Annotated in this window: 16 protein-coding genes; 5 read left to right on the top strand and 11 right to left on the bottom strand. The window is 65.4% G+C overall.

Annotation, left to right across the window (positions count from 1 at the left end; all coding sequences use genetic code 11):
• Window positions 1-37: 37 nt before the first annotated feature.
• Window positions 38-1,216: an ABC transporter permease gene (locus tag ACN0V4_RS15855; protein ID WP_417677836.1), complete on the top strand. Its 1,179-nt coding sequence runs from the start codon at window positions 38-40 to the stop codon at window positions 1,214-1,216.
• 160 nt (window positions 1,217-1,376) lie between these two features.
• Here the strand turns inward: ACN0V4_RS15855 and ACN0V4_RS15850 are convergent, their stop codons facing one another.
• The 5 genes from ACN0V4_RS15850 to dapE form a co-directional block, all read right to left on the bottom strand.
• The gene (locus ACN0V4_RS15850; protein ID WP_417677834.1) at window positions 1,377-2,744 is read right to left on the bottom strand and encodes a lytic murein transglycosylase; all 1,368 of its coding nucleotides are present in this window, start codon (window positions 2,742-2,744) and stop codon (window positions 1,377-1,379) included.
• A 123-nt stretch (window positions 2,745-2,867) separates the two neighbouring features.
• Window positions 2,868-5,117, bottom strand: coding sequence for a ribonuclease R (gene rnr, locus ACN0V4_RS15845; RefSeq protein ID WP_417677832.1), 2,250 nt, complete (start codon window positions 5,115-5,117; stop codon window positions 2,868-2,870).
• Between the two features lie 31 nt (window positions 5,118-5,148).
• Window positions 5,149-5,727 (bottom strand): TIGR04282 family arsenosugar biosynthesis glycosyltransferase, encoded by a 579-nt coding sequence (locus ACN0V4_RS15840; protein ID WP_417677830.1) that lies wholly within the window; start codon window positions 5,725-5,727, stop codon window positions 5,149-5,151.
• A 20-nt stretch (window positions 5,728-5,747) separates the two neighbouring features.
• Entirely contained in the window at window positions 5,748-6,176 is a 429-nt protein-coding gene (locus tag ACN0V4_RS15835; protein ID WP_417677828.1) for a GNAT family N-acetyltransferase, read from the bottom strand.
• Window positions 6,173-7,318 (bottom strand): succinyl-diaminopimelate desuccinylase, encoded by a 1,146-nt coding sequence (gene dapE, locus ACN0V4_RS15830; protein ID WP_417677826.1) that lies wholly within the window; start codon window positions 7,316-7,318, stop codon window positions 6,173-6,175. Before dapE ends, ACN0V4_RS15835 begins: the two co-directional genes overlap by 4 nt.
• A gap of 177 nt (window positions 7,319-7,495) precedes the next feature.
• Here dapE and ACN0V4_RS15825 point away from each other — a divergent pair, with 177 nt between their 5' ends.
• Window positions 7,496-8,551 (top strand): transporter substrate-binding domain-containing protein, encoded by a 1,056-nt coding sequence (locus ACN0V4_RS15825; RefSeq protein WP_417677824.1) that lies wholly within the window; start codon window positions 7,496-7,498, stop codon window positions 8,549-8,551.
• A 133-nt stretch (window positions 8,552-8,684) separates the two neighbouring features.
• Here ACN0V4_RS15825 and ACN0V4_RS15820 read toward each other — a convergent pair whose 3' ends face one another.
• Window positions 8,685-9,047: a hypothetical protein gene (locus ACN0V4_RS15820; protein WP_417677822.1), complete on the bottom strand. Its 363-nt coding sequence runs from the start codon at window positions 9,045-9,047 to the stop codon at window positions 8,685-8,687.
• Window positions 9,048-9,289: 242 nt separating this feature from the next.
• On the opposite strand from ACN0V4_RS15820, the gene ACN0V4_RS15815 reads away from it, so the two are divergent.
• Entirely contained in the window at window positions 9,290-10,795 is a 1,506-nt protein-coding gene (locus ACN0V4_RS15815; RefSeq protein ID WP_417677820.1) for a choice-of-anchor L domain-containing protein, read from the top strand.
• A gap of 73 nt (window positions 10,796-10,868) precedes the next feature.
• Here the strand turns inward: ACN0V4_RS15815 and ACN0V4_RS15810 are convergent, their stop codons facing one another.
• From ACN0V4_RS15810 to ACN0V4_RS15800, 3 genes are all read right to left on the bottom strand, one after another.
• Window positions 10,869-11,648, bottom strand: a complete 780-nt coding sequence (locus ACN0V4_RS15810) for an inositol monophosphatase family protein (RefSeq protein WP_417677818.1) — start codon at window positions 11,646-11,648, stop codon at window positions 10,869-10,871.
• A 138-nt stretch (window positions 11,649-11,786) separates the two neighbouring features.
• Window positions 11,787-12,614 carry a 2,3,4,5-tetrahydropyridine-2,6-dicarboxylate N-succinyltransferase gene (dapD, locus tag ACN0V4_RS15805; RefSeq protein WP_417677816.1) on the bottom strand — a complete coding sequence of 276 codons (828 nt, stop codon included), beginning with the start codon at window positions 12,612-12,614 and terminating at the stop codon, window positions 11,787-11,789.
• A 270-nt stretch (window positions 12,615-12,884) separates the two neighbouring features.
• Window positions 12,885-13,526, bottom strand: coding sequence for a glutathione S-transferase family protein (locus tag ACN0V4_RS15800; protein ID WP_417677814.1), 642 nt, complete (start codon window positions 13,524-13,526; stop codon window positions 12,885-12,887).
• 83 nt (window positions 13,527-13,609) lie between these two features.
• Between ACN0V4_RS15800 and ACN0V4_RS15795 the strand changes: the two genes are divergently transcribed.
• Window positions 13,610-14,005, top strand: coding sequence for a VOC family protein (locus ACN0V4_RS15795; protein WP_417677812.1), 396 nt, complete (start codon window positions 13,610-13,612; stop codon window positions 14,003-14,005).
• A 37-nt stretch (window positions 14,006-14,042) separates the two neighbouring features.
• Here ACN0V4_RS15795 and serB read toward each other — a convergent pair whose 3' ends face one another.
• Both serB and ACN0V4_RS15785 read right to left on the bottom strand, forming a co-directional pair.
• The gene (gene serB, locus ACN0V4_RS15790; protein ID WP_417677810.1) at window positions 14,043-14,918 is read right to left on the bottom strand and encodes a phosphoserine phosphatase SerB; all 876 of its coding nucleotides are present in this window, start codon (window positions 14,916-14,918) and stop codon (window positions 14,043-14,045) included.
• A 101-nt stretch (window positions 14,919-15,019) separates the two neighbouring features.
• The gene (locus ACN0V4_RS15785; RefSeq protein ID WP_417677808.1) at window positions 15,020-16,075 is read right to left on the bottom strand and encodes an AI-2E family transporter; all 1,056 of its coding nucleotides are present in this window, start codon (window positions 16,073-16,075) and stop codon (window positions 15,020-15,022) included.
• Between the two features lie 270 nt (window positions 16,076-16,345).
• Between ACN0V4_RS15785 and ACN0V4_RS15780 the strand changes: the two genes are divergently transcribed.
• Complete coding sequence (locus ACN0V4_RS15780) at window positions 16,346-17,491, top strand: phosphoserine transaminase (RefSeq protein WP_417677806.1); 1,146 nt, start codon at window positions 16,346-16,348, stop codon at window positions 17,489-17,491.
• The last annotated feature ends 84 nt before the right edge of the window (window positions 17,492-17,575 follow it).

Below are 17,575 nucleotides of genomic sequence, written 5' to 3'. Positions count from 1 at the left end.
CATCCCCGCACCACCCCACCGACCGGGAGGCCGAGAGATGAGCGCCCTGACCCCGATTTCCCGCAAGCCTGTTCGCTTTTACGTGCCGGTGGTTGCCGCCGCCGGGGCGCTGGCCGGGCTCTTCGTCGGAACCGCGCAGGGCAGCGGCCTGCTGGGAGTGCTGATCGGTGCGGTGCTGCTGGCGGCGCTGGCCTTTGTCGCGACCCGGCTGGTGCCCAGCGAAGCGGCGGCGCGCTGGGGGCTGGTGATCCTGCTGGCCCTGGGCGGGGGGCTGAGCGGAGGCTTACCCGGCGGCATTCTCGGCGCCGCCTTCGGCTGGTTCTTCGGCTGGTTTTCCTTCTGGCTCTCTGAAGGGCGCTATCGGGCAAAGCTTGTGCCCTATCTGACCCCGGGCCAGGTGCTTTGGCACTATGCCTTCCGGGTGATCTGCGGCGCCATCCTGGTGTTTCTGATCACCCCGATCCTGGTGGTGATGCCGCTCAGCTTCAATGCCGAGAATTTCTTCACCTTCACCCCCGAGATGCTGCGGCTCGACCCGGCGGGCTATTCGCTCAAGCATTACCGCGACTTCTTCACCAATGCCGACTGGCAGCAGGCGCTGAAGAATTCGGTGATGATCGCGCCGGTGGCGACCCTGCTTTCGGTCAGCTTCGGCACCTTGGCGGCGATTGGGCTCAGCTCGGAACATGTGCCGTTCCGCCGGACCATCATGGCGATCCTGATCTCGCCGATGATCGTGCCGCTGATCATCTCGGCGGCGGGGATGTATTTCTTCTATTCCCGTATCGGCCTGCAGGGCACCTATTTCGGCGTGGTGTTGGCCCATGCGGCGCTGGGCATCCCCTTTGTCATCATCACCGTGACGGCGACGCTGGTGGGCTTCGACCGGTCGCTGACCCGGGCGGCGGCGAACATGGGCGCCGATCCGGTCACCACCTTTTTCCGGGTGCAGATGCCGCTGATCATGCCGGGGGTGATCTCCGGCGGGCTCTTCGCCTTCATCACTTCCTTCGATGAGGTGGTGGTGGTGCTCTTCGTCGGCTCGGCGGCGCAGAAGACATTGCCCTGGCAGATGTTCATCGGGCTGCGTGAGCAGATCAGCCCGACGATCCTGGCGGTGGCGACGATCCTGGTGGGGATCTCGATCTGCCTGCTGACCACCTTGGAGTTGCTGCGCCGTCGCTCTGAGCGGCTGCGTGGCATGTCCCCGGGCTGAGCCGCAGGGCCATCCCGATGGACAGATGAGTATTTGAGCAGAGAAGAAGCAGGGGCGCGGGACCAGGACGATCCGGCCGAGGCGGGGCGCCACGTGCGGCGTCTTCTCTGTTAAAATCCCTCGCCGAAGGCACGCGCCCCGGCAGGGGCGCGTTGTGGGCTCAGCGCATCCGCTTCAGCAGATCGTAGGAGGGGTAGCCGTCGGGCAGGAGCCCGTTGGCGACCTGATAGGCACGCACGGCAGATATCGTCAGTGGCCCGATGCGGCCGTCGATCGTCCGGGTATCATAGCCGGCCAGCGTCAGCCGCTGCTGCAACTCCATCTTTTCGTCGAAGCTGAGGGTGCGGTCGTCGCGCGGCCAGGCCGAGCGGATCGGCCCGGCGCCGCGGATCCGATCGGACAGGTGCCCGACGCCGATCACATAGGCGTCGGCCGAGTTATAGTGTTCGATCACCGCGAAATTGTCGAAGATCATGAAGGCGGCGCCGCGGCCGCCGGCGGGCAACAGGATCGCCGCCTTGCCATAATCGCGCACCGGCGCCCCGTTCAGCCCGACCACGCCCAGCCGCGCCCAATCGGTGGGGGATCTGGTGATCTTGCGCTGGGCGAGCGCATAGTCGAAACCGCGCGGCAGCTTGACCTCCACCCCCCAGGGCTGGCCCTTGGTCCAGCCGAAATGCGCCAGATAGGCGGCGGTCGAGGCCAGCGCGTCGCTCGGGTCGTCCGACCAGATGTCGCGCCGCCCGTCGCCGGTGAAATCCACCGCATGTTCCAGGAAGGACGAGGGCATGAACTGGGTATGCCCCATGGCGCCGGCCCAGCTTCCGGTCATCTTGTCGGGGGTGATGTCGCCCGCCTGCAGGATCACCAGCGCGTCGATCAGCTGATCTTCGAAGAAATCGGCGCGCCGGCCTTCATAGGCCAGGGTGGCAAGGGAACGGATCACGCTGCTCTTGCCGCGGAAGGTGCCATAGGCGCTTTCCAGCCCCCAGACCGCCACCACGACCTCCTTGTCGACGCCATAGCGCCGTTCGATCCGGTCGAGCGCGGTGCGGTTCTTTTCCAGCGCCGCCTTGCCGTTGCTGATCCGCGCCTCGGAGGCGGCGCTGTCGAGGTAATCCCAGATCGGCTTGCTGAATTCGGCCTGATTGCGGTCGCGACGAATCACATCCTCGTCCAGCGTGACGCCGCGAAACGCGCGATCGAAGGTGTCGGGCCGGATGCCGCGGGCGGCGGCGCGGCCACGAAAGCCGCTGAGCCATTGGCTGAAACCGGCGGTTTCCTGGGCGCTGGGCATCGGTGGCACCTCGGTTGTGGCCTGTCGCTCGGGCCTGAGGGCCGGGCGCAGCGACAAGAGCGGCGGGAGCTGCGCCCCCGCTGCCGCCTTGTCGTCGGCCTTCACGAAGCTGGCCTGCTGAAAGCTGAGCGACGGCCGCTTTTCAGGGGAGAGGGATTGATCGACTGCCTCAGCCGTGACCGACGACCCGCCAAACAGGGCGAGGGTCGCGGCGCCAAACCAAACACGCATTTTTCTGTCCCGCTTTCGAGTGGGTTTTTCTGCTCGAAAGACAGTATACCGCGAAAGCCGGTTTCAAGAAAGTGTCACGACAGCGGCCCGGCGACGCAGCGCCGCTCGAGGCGGCTGACGGTCTTACTGCCGTCGGAGCTTGCGTTTCAGCTTGTCGGTCTTCTTCTTGGATTTCAACAGCTTGCGCTTGGGTGCGCCGCGCCGCGACGGGGCCGGGCCGCGCGGCAGCGGCTTGTCGCCCAGCGACAGCAGTTCGAACTGCAGCCCGCCGGTGACTGCCGTGGCCTCGGTCAGACGCACTGTGACCTGCTGGCCAAGCGCGATGGTCAGCCCGGTGTCCGATCCCATCAGCGTGCCGGCCTCGGCGTCGAAATGGAAGAATTCGCGGCCAAGCGTACGCACCGGGATCAGCCCGTCGGCGCCGGTTTCCTCCAGTTTGACGAAGGCGCCAAAGCGGGCGATGCCGCTGATCCGGCCGGCGAATTCGGTGCCGACCCGTTCCGACAGATAGGCCGCCAGATAGCGGTCGGTGGTGTCGCGTTCCGCCATCATCGAACGCCGCTCGGTTTCCGAAATATGCTCGGCGGTCTTCTCCAGCCTCTCGATCTCATCGGCGGTCAGCCCGTCGTCGCCCCAATGGTGGGCGGCGATCAGCGCGCGGTGGACGATCAGGTCGGCATAGCGCCGGATCGGAGAGGTGAAATGAGCATATTTCGCCAGCGCCAGGCCGAAGTGGCCGAAGTTCTCGGGGCTGTAATAGGCCTGTGTCATCGACCTGAGGGTCGAGATATTGATCAGCTCGGCCTCGTCAGTGCCGGCGGCCTGGTTCAGCAGCGCGTTCAGGTGACGGGTCTGCAGCACCTGCCCCTTGGCCAGGTTGAACCCGGCGCTCTGCGCGGTTTCGCGCAGCGCCTCCAGCTTCTTGGGATCGGGTTCTTCATGCACGCGGAACAGCAGCGGCGAGCGTTTCTCGGTCAGGGTCTCGGCCGCGGCGACATTGGCGAGGATCATGAATTCCTCGATCAGCCGGTGGGCGTCGAGCCGGTCGCGGAAGGCGACCGATTGCACCTTGCCGTCGTCGGCGAGGATGATGCGGCGTTCGGGCAGGTCCAGATCCAGCGGCTGGCGGATGTCCCGCGCCTGCTTCAGCGCGTTATAGGCGGCAAAGAGCGGCTTCAGCACATCGTCGAGCAGCGGCTCGGTGCGGTCGTTCGGGCTGCCGTCGACGGCCTCCTGCACCTCGGCATAATTCAGCGAGGCGACCGAGCGCATCAGCCCGCGCACGAACCGGTGGCCGATCTTGTGGCCCTTGGCGTCGATCTGCATCCGCACCGCAAGGCAGGCGCGCGGCACGCCCTCGTGCAGGGAACACAGATCGCCCGACAGCCGGTCGGGCAGCATCGGCACCACCCGGTCGGGGAAATAGCTGGAGTTGCCACGTTTCCAAGCCTCGCGGTCCAGCGCGCTGCCGGGGCGGACATAGGCGGCGACATCGGCGATGGCGACCCAGATCACATGTCCACCGGGGTTCTTCGGATCGTCGTCGGCCTGGGCGAAACAGGCGTCGTCATGGTCGCGGGCATCGCTGGGGTCGATGGTGATCAGCGGCAGGTCGCGCAGATCCTCGCGCCCGCTCAGCCCCACCGGCTTGCAGCGGTCGGCCTCTTCGATCGCGGCGTCGGCAAAGGCGTCGGGAATGCCATGCTGGTGGATCGCGATCAGCGACACCGCCTTGGGCGCGCTCGGGTCGCCCAGCCGGTCGACGATCCGCGCCCGCGGCAGGCCGATGCGGGATTTCGGCCCGGACTGTTCGGCCTCGACCAGCTCGCCATCCTTGGCGCCATGGCGGGCGTCTTCCGGCACCATCCATTCGTTGCTGCCGGATTTGTCGATCGGCACGATACGGCCGCCCTCCGCCCCCTTGCGGAAGATGCCGAGGATGCGGCGCGGGTTCGATCCGATGCGACGGATCAGCCGGGCCTCGTAATTGTGATCCTCTTCATGCACCTGCGTCAGCTTGGCGAGGACGCGGTCGCCCTCGCCCAGGGCGGGGTCCGAGGCGCGCGGGATCACCAGCACGATGGGTTCCACCCCATCGCCGTGCCATTCCAGCGGCCGGGCGAACAGATCGCCGTCCTGATTGGGCGCCTTGATCTGCAGCACCGTCACCGGCGGCAGATGGTCGGCATCGCGATAGGTGCGCTTGCGCTTTTCCAGATGCCCCTCGCCCTCAAGCTCCTTCAGCACGCGCTTGAGGTCGATCCGGTCCGATCCCTTGATCCCGAATGCCTTGGCGATGTCCCGTTTGGAGGACTGGGTGGGGTGGGCGGAAATCCAGTCGAGGATCTCCTGTTTCGAAGGGATGCGTGTCATGATTTCGCCCTATCACTTCGGTGTTGCGGCGTCATTTGAAATCGGTTGGCGGCGGGCGCAGGTCGGCGGCGCAGTCCACATCGCGCAGCCGGTCGACCAGGGCGACGCGCAGGCCGGAGAGGGTGGCGAGACTGTCGGCAAGCGCGTGTCGGCTGGACCAGCGGGCGCCGTTGAAGCTGTCGCGTGGCAGCCGGGCCGGGTGGCGGGCGCCGACCAGCCAGAAGCCGCCGTCCTCTGCCGGGCCGAAGACGGCGTCATGATCGCCGAGTGCGACAAAGGCGCGGGCGATATGGGCGCGGGTGATATCGGGAATATCCGATCCGATCAGGCAGACCGGCCCGCGGGCCGGGCCATCCGGCCGCCTCAGCCCCCGCAGCATCCGCTGCCCCAGATCGTCCCGCCCCTGCGGGCTGCGGATCAGATCGGCGGGCCAGAGCCGCGATCCCGTGGCCCGGTCCGGGGTGATCGCCAGCACGATCCGCCAGCGCCGATCGCGCAGCCGGCGGAGCAGGCGGGCGCAATGATGCCGGTACCACCAGGCGGCCGGGATCATGCCGATCTCCCGCCCCAGCCGGGTCTTGACCTGGCCCGGGCGCGGCTCTCTCAGCATGATGACCAGGGTTCCCGGCCTCACCCCGCCGCGCGCTCCATCGACTGATGCGGGATGCCCTCGTCGTCATAGACGGGCCCATAGGCCAGGAACCCCAGCCCTTCGTAGAATCCGAGGACCGAGACCTGGGCGCTGAGCCTGATCTTGTCGACCTTCGGGCCGGCCGCGATGGCGGCAAGGGCGGCGCGCATCAGCGCGGCGCCGAGCCCCTTGCCGCGTGCCGATTGGCGCAGGCAGACCCGGCCGATGCGGGCATCCGCCGCCTCATAGAGGATGCGCAGGGTGCCGATCGGCGCCTCCGCCTCCAGCATCAGCAGATGGGTGGCCTGATCGTCCGCCGCGTCGATCTCGCTCTCCGGGGTCACCCCCTGTTCGTCGACGAAGACCTCGAAGCGCAGGTCGTAGCAGGCCTGACGTTCGGCTGCTGTCCGGGCCTCGATAATCCTCACGCGAAGTAATCCTTGAGGATGCGGGAATAGATCGCCTTGAGCTGGCGAATTTGGTCGACCGGCACGGATTCGTCGACCTGATGCATGGTCTTGCCGACCAGGCCGAATTCCACCACCGGGCAATGCGCCTTGATGAACCGCGCGTCCGAGGTGCCGCCCGAGGTGGAGAGTTCCGGCGTCACGCCGGTTTCCGCCTTGACCGCCGCCGCCACCAGATCGCTGAGCGGGCCGGGTTCGGTCAGGAAGGCCTCGCCCGAAATCTTGATCTCGACGTCGATCTTCACCCCGAACTCCTCGGCCGCGCGCGCGGCCTCCTCGTTCAGCCAGGCGCTGAGCGAGGCGCCGCTGTGCAGATCGTTGAAGCGGATGTTGACGGTGCCGCGGCATTGCGCCGGGATCACGTTGCTGGCCGGGTTGCCGGTGTCGATGGTCACCACCGCCAGGGTCGAGGCGTCGAAATGATCGGTGCCCCGATCCAGTTCGCGGCTGGCCAGCCGGTCCATCAGCCGCGCCATCGCCGGCAGCGGGTTCTTGGCGCGATGCGGATAGGCGGAATGGCCCTGCACCCCGGTCACGGTAAACCAGGCCGACATCGACCCGCGCCGGCCGATCTTCATCATCTCGCCCATGGTATTGGGGCAGGTGGGTTCCCCGACGAGACAGGCGGCCATCGCCTCGCCGGTCTGCCCCATGTAATCCAGCAGCGCCACGGTGCCGTCCACTGCGTCGCCTTCCTCATCGCCGGTGATCGCCAGGATCACCGCGCCTTCGGGCGGGGTGGCGATGACGAAATCCACCGCCGCCGCGGCAAAGGCGGCGACGCCCGATTTCATGTCGGTGGCGCCGCGGCCATAGAGGATGCCATCGACCTCCTCGGCGCCGAAGGGCGGGTGGGTCCAGGCGGCGGCATCGCCGACCGGCACCACATCGGTATGGCCGTTGAAGCCGAAGGTTCGGGCATGACCCTTGTCACCCCAGCGGGCAAAGAGGTTCGCCACCCCGCCGCGATCCACCCGGGTGCAGTCGAACCCGGCATTGCCAAGCAGCCGTTCCAGCAGCACCAGCGCGCCGCCTTCCTCCGGCGTGACAGAGGGGCAACGGATCAGATCGGCGGTCAGGCGGACGGGGTCTATCGGGGCCATGGGATGAATTCCTGTGCTTGTGGTCACCCGCCGCCTGCCGGCGGGGCCAGTTGCCGCTAAATTGCGGCGAAAACCCGGTAATGCCAAGCCCGCGCCGGCTTCTGGCTGGATTGATCCGTGGCTTGATCTTGCTACCATGCCGGATAATGCGTAATCAGCGCGAAAAATCCGGGACAGATGAAACATCTTTTCGCCGCCCTTCTGCTGGCCGTGACGGTCCTGATCCAACCCGCCAGCGCCGAAACCCTGACCGTGACCACGGTCACCCGCTCTCCCTTTTCGATGGTCGAGGAGGGCAAGGATACCGGCTTTTCCATTGAATTGCTGCAAGCCCTGGCGAAATCGCTGGGCTGGGATTATCGCATCGAAAGGGTCGAGAAATTCAGCGACATGCTGGATGCGATCAGCCACAACCGCGCCGATCTGGCGATCGCCAATATCTCGATCACCTCGGCGCGCGAGGTGACGATGGATTTCAGCCAGCCGATCTTCGAGGCCGGGCTGCAGATCATGGTGCCGGTGGGGCAGAGCGGCGGGCCGTCGCTGTGGCGGGCGCTGATGTCGCGCGATCTTCTGCTGGCGATCGGCGTGGCCTTCCTGCTGTTGCTGGGGGGAGGCATGCTGATGTGGCTGTTCGAACGCCGCGCGCAGCCCTATTTCGACCGCCCGGCGAAAGAGGCCTGGTTCCCCTCCTTCTGGTGGGCGCTGAACTTGGTGGTGAACGGTGGTTTCGAGGAACGGGTGCCGCGCACGCTCTTCGGGCGGGTCTTCGGCGTGCTTCTGGTCGTCTCCTCGCTGTTCATCGTCTCGGTCTTTGTGGCGAAGATCACCGCCGTGATGACGGTGGACGCGATCAGCGGTTCAGTGAATTCGGTGAACGATCTTTACGGCAAGCGGGTGGCGACGATTTCCGGCTCTACCGCGGCGGGCTTCCTCGAACGGCGCGAGGTCGGCTATATCGGCTACGACGCGCTCGATCCCATGCTGCGCGCATTCGAGGCCGGCTCGGTTGATGCCGTGGTCTTCGATGCGCCGATCCTGGCCCATTATGCCACCCACGTCGGCCGCGACTATGGCAGCCTCGCCGGTCCGGTCTTCCTGCGCGAGAACTACGGCATCGCCTTCACCACTGGCAGCCGGCTGGTGGAAGACGCCAATCAGGCGCTGCTGGCGCTGCGCGAGAACGGCACCTACGAGCAGATCTATCGCAAGTGGTTCGGCGTCATGCAGTGAACTTTGCGCGTCGGGCCGCAAATCATGGCCCGCGCCAGGATGGCTGTGACCAAGACATGGATCGCCAGAGTGAGGCGGGGCCTCTTCCCTGCAAGAACACTCAAAATCCGCGGTGCGGAATAGCGCGGCGCGCTTAATTCAGCAGGCTGTCCGGTTCGAGCTGGTCGTCGCCGAAGAAGGGCACCATCTGCGCCACGATCACCGCGTTTTCATCCAGCGCCCGCTGCATCAGCGCGCGTTCCTCGGCGTCGATCTCGTGGCCCGCCTCTTCGCGTTCCTCCAGCGTGCCATAGCCGGTGACATCGAGCGGCGCGGTATCCGCCTGCTTCAGAATCGCCACGGTCTCGCGCACCGCCTCGGCCTCGTCGATGCCGGAGGCATAGCACATCAGCGCTGCCCCGGTCGCATCCTTGGGCAGGCCGTCACCGGCCTTGCGGCCGATCTGGACCAGCAGCGTATAGACTTGCTGGCGCGAGCGTTTCGTCTTCTCTGTCATGGCGCCTGCCTTAGCTCCAGCCGGGGGATGCGGTCAACCGTTACCTGAGCGCCGCAGATTGCATTCAAATTTTCGGAAAAAAAGTAAAGAAGTGCATATTTTTGCCCAAATCTTTATTCAGACTACGAGCATATGAACAGGCGGCGCCAAGCTGTCATCTATAACGATTGAGGCATACCATGGTTTCGGCAACTGAGCTTCCTATCGACACGTCCGCATCCGCGATGGACATGGCGGAGTCCATGTTCGGTTCGGGGATCGAGATCGTATCGGCCTCCTATACCGGGGCCACGGCGGCGTCGGGGATCTATTCGAACGGGGATGCGGTGGCGCCGCAGCTCACCCCTTCCGACACCGGGGTGATCCTGTCAACCGGTAAGGCCACGGATATCACCAACAGTTGGGGCAGCGCCAACCAGTCGGCCAGCACCACGACGCAACTGGGCACGGCAGGCGATTCCGACCTGAGCCAGCTTGCCGGCATGAAGACCTATGATGCCGCGGTTTTCGAGGCCTCTTTCGTGCCGGACGGCGATACGCTGACCATGCAGGTGGTGTTCTCCTCGGAAGAATACCTGGAATACGTCAACTCGGGCTTCAACGATGCGGTGGGGATCTGGGTCAATGGTGTCAAGGCCGAGCTGACGGTCGGCACCGGCGACATCACCATCGACAACATCAACAACGTCAGCAACTCGAACCTCTATCTCAACAACCCGGCCAGCACCGATCCCTACAACACCGAGATGGACGGTCTGACCGTCACCCTGACGCTGAAGGCGCCGGTGAACGTGGGCAAGGTCAACACCATCAAGATCGGCATCGCCGACGCGGGGGATTCGAAATACGACAGTAACTTGCTGATTGCGGGGGATTCGATTCAATGCGCGCTGATCGCGGGTGACGACGTCATCACGGTCGAGGGCGACTCGGGCACCTTTGACCTGCTGGCCAATGACGTCAGCCACACCGGCGCGACGCTGACCATCACCAAGATCAACGGTCAGGATGTCGTGGCCGGCCAGACCATCACCCTGCCCTCGGGCGAGGAGGTGACGCTGAACGCCGACGGCACGGTGACGATTCACCCCGACGGCGATGACGAGACCAATACCTTCACCTATGAGGTGACCGACAGCGAGGGCAATACCGATACCGCCTTCGTCAAGATGACGACGGTGCCCTGTCTGGTCGCCGGTACCCTGGTGGCGACGCCCGAGGGGCTGGTCGCGGTCGAGGACCTGCAGCCCGGTGATCTGGTGATGACCCGCGATGACGGGGCGCAGCCGCTGCGCTGGGTCGGGTGCGCCACCCGCGCGGCCGAAGGTCCTGACGCCCCGGTGGTGATCGAGGCCGGGACGCTGGGCGAACACGACCGGGTGGAACTGTCGCAGAACCACCGGGTGCTGCTGCGCTCGGCCCGGGCCGAGTTGCTGTTTGGCGAGAGCGAAATCCTGGTCAAGGCCAAGGATCTGCTGAACGACAGGACTGTCCGCCTGCGCCGCGACGGCTCTGCCGTGACCTATGTGCACCTGCTGTTCGACCGCCACCAGATCATCACCGGCAACGGGCTGGAAAGCGAAAGCTATCACCCCGGCGACGAGACGCTGGCAAGCTTCGATCCCGACACCCGGGACGAGCTGTTGCGGTTGATGCCCGAGGTCGCTGAGCAGGGGGCAAAGGCCTATGGCCCGACCGCGCGGATGTCGCTGAAAAGCTATGAGAGCCGGACGCTGCTGGCCGGCTGATTTCCGATCAGATCGGGAAGAGGAACAGGGGGCGATCCAGTCGGGTCGCCCTTCTCGTTTGTGGTGGCGGCGGTCAGTCCAACAGCAGGTTTTTCAGGACAGTCGAATGAAGGCTGGGGGAAGCCGAGGCGACAATCCCACCCTTTGATGTCAGCGACAGCGGTTGTCCCCGCCAGTCTGAAATCGTGCCGCCGGCCTCCTGCACGACCGCGCACAGGGCGCAAATATCGTAGGCGTCCAGATCGTTTCCGTTCAGGCAGACATCAATCAGCCCGCGGGACAGCGCGCCGTAAGCTGCGGCGCCACCGTCAAAGACCCTGACGCGCCCGGCCGATCTGAGCCTGTCGTAGCCGGCGGCGTTTTCGCCGGTGAAACTGTCCGGATTTGCCAGGCTGATGACGGCCGCGCCCAGATCGCGCTGGCCGCTGCTGTGGACGACACGGCCGCCGAAACGGCTGCCCTTGCCCCTCGCGGCGACGTAACGGGCGCCGGGCATGGGCAAATCTATGATGCCCAGAATCGGATCGCCGTCGCGGCAGACGCTGATCAGCGAGGCGAAGTTCAGCAACCCGGCTCCGAACTGGCGGGTGCCGTCAATCGGATCGAGAACCCAGGTAAAGGCGCTGCTGCCGCTGTCGGTGCCATATTCCTCGCCCAGGATGCCGTGCGCGGGAAACTGTCGGCGTATCCGCTCGCGCCACAGGGCTTCGATGGAGAGATCGGCCTGGGTGAGCGATGATCCGTCGGATTTGTAGCTGACCGCCAGATCGCCGCGCCATGTCTCGGCCGCCAGATCGGTTGCTGCCTCCGCAAGGCTCAGCGCCAGGGAGAGGAGGGGGGCGATATCATCCATGTGCCGGCCTTTCAGGAAATGGCGCCAGATAGACCGCGCAGGGTGACAATCGGATGACACTCTGGCGACGGTGGGGCCGGAACAACAAAAAAGGGCGGCCCCGGTGGGCCGCCCCGTTTTTGCGCCAATCGCGCTGGGTCAGTCGCGCAGCAGCTCGTTCACGCCGGTTTTCGACCGGGTGCGTTCGTCGACGCGCTTCACGATCACCGCGCAATAGAGGTTCACGCCGTTCTTCGACGGCATCGAGCCGGCGACGACCACGGAATAGGGCGGCACTTCGCCATACATGACTTCGCCGGTCTCGCGGTCGATGATCTTGGTCGACTGGCCGAGGAAGACCCCCATGCCCAGAACCGAGCCTTCGCGTACGATCACGCCTTCGGCCACTTCCGACCGGGCGCCGACAAAGCAATTGTCCTCGATGATCACCGGGCCGGCCTGCAGCGGTTCCAGCACGCCGCCGATGCCGGCGCCGCCGGAGATATGGCAGTTCTTGCCGATCTGCGCGCAGGAGCCAATGGTCGCCCAGGTATCGACCATGGTGCCCGAATCCACATAGGCGCCGAGGTTGACGAAAGAGGGCATCAGCACCGCGCCCGGCGCGATATAGGCCGATTTGCGCACCACGCAGTTCGGCACCGCGCGGAAACCGGCGGCGCCCCATTCATTGTCGCCCCAGCCCTTGAACTTGCTGTCGACCTTGTCCCACCAGCCGCCGCCCTGCGGGCCGCCGTCCTGCATCTCCATGTCCTTGATGCGGAAGCCCAGCAGAACCGCCTTCTTCGCCCATTGGTTGACGTGCCAATTGCCGTCTTCCTGTTTCTCGGCCACCCGCAGCTTGCCGGCGTCGAGCGCGTTCAGCGTGTCTTCGATGGCTTCGCGGGTCTCGCCGCCGGTCAGGGGGGTGATCTGGTCGCGGGTTTCCCACGCGGCTTCGATGGCGGCTTCCAGTTGGGCGTTGGACATGGGTCTCTCTTCCTGTGCGGTCGTCGGGTCAGATCGGCTATAGACCGGGACGCGCGCACTGGGCAAGATAACGATGGCCGCGACCGGGAAACGGCGCCTTCAGGCGGCTGAGAAGTGGGGCATGGCCTAGCCCGATCGTCGAGGTCGGCGCCGGCCCCGTCGGGGCGCTAGGCGCCGCTCATCGGGCCTGTTGATTTTCCCCGCGCGGGCCGCAGGGGAAAGGTGATCTTGTCCCTGGCGATAGCCTGCGTGGTGGCGGTGAATGTCGGGTTAAACCGCAAGCGGGCTGGTGCCGCGGTAACTCTGGCGCCGGGCAATTGCGCCGAACCAGCCCCGCAGCGCGGGATAGCCGGCGAGCATCTTCGCCCCGTCCGGGGCGGCGGCGAAGAAGCCCAGCATCGGGGCCAGATGGATATCCGCCAGCGTCAGCGCCTTGCCGGAAAGGATCAGCCCTTCAGCGGCGATATCTTCCAGCGCGGCGAGAACCCTCGGTGCGCGCTCCAGCCCTTCCGCAATGAGTGCTTCATTCGAGCGCTCCCCCTCCAGCGGCGCGAAGATCCGCTCGCCATAGACCTGTCGGACCAATGGCCAATACGCTTGCGAATCCGCGATCCCCTCGACCTGCACCATCCGCGCCAGGGCACGCGGATGGCTGGGCGTGAATCGCCCGCCGGCATGGGCGGCGTCGAGATAGCGCAGGATCGCTGCGGTCTCGTAGAGCCGAAAGTCTCCCTCCTCCAGAACCGGCACCGCGTTGAACGGATGCGGGATCGCGTCGGTGCCGGCGAAGGGATCGACCTCGATCATCCGCGTCTCGAGCCCGCATTCCGCCAACATCATGCGCACGCTCTGGCAGTAGGAGCTGGGCGGATAGGCATAGAGCGTCAGCCTGGCCTGCGGGGGGTTGGACATCGGCGGGTCCTCATGCGATCCGGGGGGCGAATCCCATGGTCCGGCAAGACGGCGCCGGGCGCAACGCAAGACTGGAGAGGCAGATGGCCAAACAGATCCACAGCATGATCCGCGTGTTCGACGAGGCCCGCTCGGTTGCCTTCTATGACAAGGCCTTCGGGCTGAAGGTCGCCGACCGGCTGGATTTTCCCGATTTCACGCTGGTCTATCTCAGCAATCCGGAAACCGAATTCGAACTCGAGCTGACCATCAACAAGGACCGGACCACGCCTTACGATCTGGGCGACGGTTACGGTCATCTGGCGGTTTCGGTCGAGGACCTGGAGGCCGAGCACGCCCGGTTCGAGGCCGAGGGCCTGGCGCCGCGCAAGCTGGTGGAATTCGCCCCGGGCGGCGAGGTGATCGCCAAGTTCTTCTTCGTCGCCGATCCCGACGGCTATCAGATCGAGGTTCTGCAGCGCGGCGGCCGCTATCTCTGATCCGGGGGGCAGCCCGTCAGGGCTGCCCGCACATCGCTCAGTCCAGGAAATCTTCGACCGAATAGCCCTGAATATAAAGCAGCGCGGTCAGATCGCCGAAGTTGACCCGCACGTCGCATTCCGCCGCCACTGCCGGCTTGGCGTGCAGCGCAACCCCGGTGCCGGCCCGGCCCAGCATGCCCAGATCGTTGGCGCCGTCACCAACGGCGATCACCTCGGCCTCGGACAGCCCGAGCCGCGCGGTCACCTGTTCCAGCGCCTCGACCTTGGCGGCGCGGCCCAGGATCGGCATCTGCACCTTGCCGGCCAGAACCTCGCCCTCGATGATCAGCGTGTTGGCGCGGTTCTCGTCGAACCCCAGCCAGGCCGCCACGGTCTTGGTGAAGGCGGTGAACCCGCCCGAGACCAGCACCGCATAGGCGCCGTTGCCGCGCATGGTGGCCAGCAGAGTCTTGCCGCCGGGCATCAGGGTGATGCGTTCCTCAAGCACCTGTTCGATCACCTGCGCCGGCAGCCCCTGCAACAGCGCGACCCGTTCGATCAGCGCGCCTTCGAAGTCGAGCTCTCCGTTCATCGCGCGGGCGGTGATCGCCTTCACATGATCGCCGACACCGGCCAGATCGGCCAGCTCGTCAATGCATTCCTGCTGGATCATGGTCGAATCCATATCGGCCAGCAGCATCTTTTTCTTCCGCCCCTCGGCGGGTTGCACCACCAGATCGACGCCCATCTTCTGCAGGTCGTTCCAGACGTCCCAGCGATTCTCCGGCACCTCGGGCAGCGAGAACTCCGCCGCGCGGCCGGGGGCCAGCCAGGTCGCCTCTCCGCCGCCCCAGGCGTTGCGCAGCGACGAAACGAGGGCGGGGTCCATTTCCGGCCCGGTGGGAGAGGTCATGAGGGTGGCGACAAACATCGGAGCGCTCCGGGATAACAATGCAGGATTCGCGCTGGTAATAGCGCCGCCACAGGGGCAGTTGCCAGCCCCTGCGGCATTCTCGCCCTCTATTCCGGGTCTCAGGGATCGCCGGTTTCCGACATCAGCACGGCGATGAACCGGGTGCTGGGCAGTTCGGCCAGGATGATCATCACCATGGCGGTCAGCGGAATCGCCAGGATCGCCCCCATCATGCCCCAGAGCGCGGTCCAGATCGCCAGCGACAGAAGCACGGTGAAGGGAGAGAGATTGACCGAACGGCCCAGGAACTTCGGTTCGATATAATAGGCAACGATCATCTGCGGCCCCATCAGCGCCACCAGCGCCAGCGCCGCATGGCCGAAGGAGGCGTATTGCACCAGGCTGGTGGCCACCGGGAAGGCCACCGCGATGACCGATCCGATATAGGGTATATAGTTCAGGATCGCGATCAGGATCGCCCAGAACACCGGAAAGTCGATGCCCAGCAGCCAGAGCACCCCCAGCGACACCACGCCCAGGATCACGTTCACCAGGGTCTTCGCCGCCAGGTATCCGCCGATCCTTTCGTTGATCTGGCGCACCACCTCGAGCGTGCGCTCGGCCTGCTGGCTGCGGTCGAGCGCGCTGCGGGTCTTTTCCGGCAGGCTGTCGAGTTCGGCGATGATGAAGATCGCATAGAGCGCGGCGGCCACCACCACCGATCCGGCATTGGTGATGGTGCTGAGCACGATCGGCATCAGGGTCGAGATATCGAGCATGTCGGTCAGCTTCTGGCTCAGCTCGGCCCAGCTCGGCAATTCGTCGACGCCGAGGATGTGCAGCAATCTGGCCTGCAGCGTATCGAAATTATTGGCGTATCTCGGTACGGCGGCCGAGATTGCCGCGGCGTTCGAGGTGATGAAGGCGGCCAGGATCAGCACGCTGGCGACGATGCCGATCAGCACGATCAGCCGTCGCCAGCGTCGCCCCAGCCGGCCGATCAGCGGCAGGCGCACCATCGCATCGGCGGCGGTGGTCAGGATATAGACCACGATGACCGCCATCAGCACCGGCAAGAGGATCGATTGGCCCACCCGCAGAAGCCAGCCGATCATCAGCATCAGCGCGATGGAATAGGTCGTCACCATCAGCCGGTTGCGGCCCTCGATCTGCATGTGGTCTCCCTTCGGGGTGGCGCCGCGGTGGCGCGGCCGGGATCAGAAAAGCAGGACCGGCGGCGGGGGGCAATGGGGCAGGGCGCGGCGGCGGGGATCGGAGCCCATGTTTCCGATAGGAGACGCCATTCACCGCGCATCACGGGAATGCGACATTTCGACAGAATTTCACGACATCACCGATATTGCGCGATCCTCGAATCGCCAGTATATCCAGCAGCGGGACACCCCTCCCCAACGAGGGGCGCTTATCTGGAAGGTTAATGTCACATGGCTGACAAACACCCGGTATCGCGGCCGGCTAACCCGCGTTTTTCCTCTGGCCCCTGCGCCAAGATCCCCCATTTCAATCTTGAGATGCTCGCCGACGCGCCGCTCGGCCGTTCGCACCGTGCCGCTGTCGGCAAGGACAAGCTGAAAGCCGCGATCGAAACGACGCGCGAGATTCTCGGGATTCCCGCTGACTATAAGATCGGCATCGTCCCCGCGTCGGACACCGGTGCCGTGGAAATGGCCCTCTGGTCGATGCTCGGCGCCCGCAAGGCCACCATGCTGGCCTGGGAAAGCTTCGGCGCCGGCTGGGTGACCGATGTGGTCAAACAGCTCAAGATCGACGCCGAGGTGAAGACCGCCGAATACGGCCAGATCGTTGATCTCGCCACGGTCGATTTCAACACCGACGTCGTCTTCACCTGGAACGGCACCACCTCGGGCGTGCGCGTGCCGAATGGCGATGCGATCCCGGCCGACCGCGAAGGTCTGACCATCTGCGACGCGACCTCGGCCGCTTTCGCGCAGGATCTGCCCTGGGACAAGCTCGATGTCACCACCTTCTCCTGGCAGAAGGTGATGGGTGGCGAAGGCGGTCACGGCATGCTGGTCCTGAGCCCGCGCGCGGTGGAGCGTCTTGAGACCTATACCCCGGCCTGGCCGATGCCGAAGATCTTCCGCATGACCAAGGGCGGCAAGCTGATCGAAGGTATCTTCAAGGGCGAGACGATCAACACGCCCTCGATGCTGGCGGTCGAAGACTATCTGGTCGCCCTCGAATGGGGCAAGAAGGTCGGTGGTCTGCCCAAGCTGATGGAACGCGCGGATTTCAACGCCAAGATCATCTGGGACTTCTGCGACGAATACGACTGGATCGACAACCTCGCCGAGGATCCGGCGACCCGGTCGAACACTTCTGTCTGCCTGAAGTTCACCGACGATCGGATCAAGGATCCGGCGGCCTTCGCCAAGGCTGTGGCCAAGAAGCTGGAAACCTATCAGGCCGCCTATGACATCGGCTCCTACCGCGATGCGCCGGCTGGCCTGCGCATCTGGTGCGGCGCCACCGTCGAAGCCGCTGACCTGGAGAAACTGACGCTCTGGCTGAAGTGGGCCTTCGAGGTCTGCATCGCAGAGCAGGAATAAGAGCCGGCGGCGGGCTTCGGCCCGCCCCACGCCTCTGTTTCCACCGTTTCCGGTAGCGCGGGCTGCAGCCCGTCTTCCTTCCTA

It is taken from the genome of Pseudodonghicola sp., from assembly GCF_048268305.1.
Lineage (GTDB): Bacteria > Pseudomonadota > Alphaproteobacteria > Rhodobacterales > Rhodobacteraceae > Pseudodonghicola.
Note: the sequence above shows the minus strand (reverse complement) of the source record. Positions and strands in the feature narration are given on the sequence as shown.

Bases quoted from the DNA above. Each gene is read 5' to 3' on its own strand.
- ACN0V4_RS15810 (WP_417677818.1), bottom strand. From the start codon at position 11,648: ATGGATGATATCGCCCCCCTCCTCTCCCTGGCGCTGAGCCTTGCGGAG.
- ACN0V4_RS15840 (WP_417677830.1), bottom strand. From the start codon at position 5,727: ATGCTGAGAGAGCCGCGCCCGGGCCAGGTCAAGACCCGGCTGGGGCGG.
- serB (WP_417677810.1), bottom strand. From the start codon at position 14,918: ATGTTTGTCGCCACCCTCATGACCTCTCCCACCGGGCCGGAAATGGAC.
- ACN0V4_RS15825 (WP_417677824.1), top strand. From the start codon at position 7,496: ATGAAACATCTTTTCGCCGCCCTTCTGCTGGCCGTGACGGTCCTGATC.
- ACN0V4_RS15820 (WP_417677822.1), bottom strand. From the start codon at position 9,047: ATGACAGAGAAGACGAAACGCTCGCGCCAGCAAGTCTATACGCTGCTG.
- ACN0V4_RS15850 (WP_417677834.1), bottom strand. From the start codon at position 2,744: ATGCGTGTTTGGTTTGGCGCCGCGACCCTCGCCCTGTTTGGCGGGTCG.
- ACN0V4_RS15800 (WP_417677814.1), bottom strand. From the start codon at position 13,526: ATGTCCAACCCCCCGCAGGCCAGGCTGACGCTCTATGCCTATCCGCCC.
- ACN0V4_RS15780 (WP_417677806.1), top strand. From the start codon at position 16,346: ATGGCTGACAAACACCCGGTATCGCGGCCGGCTAACCCGCGTTTTTCC.
- ACN0V4_RS15815 (WP_417677820.1), top strand. From the start codon at position 9,290: ATGTTCGGTTCGGGGATCGAGATCGTATCGGCCTCCTATACCGGGGCC.
- dapD (WP_417677816.1), bottom strand. From the start codon at position 12,614: ATGTCCAACGCCCAACTGGAAGCCGCCATCGAAGCCGCGTGGGAAACC.
- ACN0V4_RS15785 (WP_417677808.1), bottom strand. From the start codon at position 16,075: ATGCAGATCGAGGGCCGCAACCGGCTGATGGTGACGACCTATTCCATC.
- ACN0V4_RS15855 (WP_417677836.1), top strand. From the start codon at position 38: ATGAGCGCCCTGACCCCGATTTCCCGCAAGCCTGTTCGCTTTTACGTG.
- dapE (WP_417677826.1), bottom strand. From the start codon at position 7,318: ATGGCCCCGATAGACCCCGTCCGCCTGACCGCCGATCTGATCCGTTGC.
- ACN0V4_RS15795 (WP_417677812.1), top strand. From the start codon at position 13,610: ATGGCCAAACAGATCCACAGCATGATCCGCGTGTTCGACGAGGCCCGC.
- rnr (WP_417677832.1), bottom strand. From the start codon at position 5,117: ATGACACGCATCCCTTCGAAACAGGAGATCCTCGACTGGATTTCCGCC.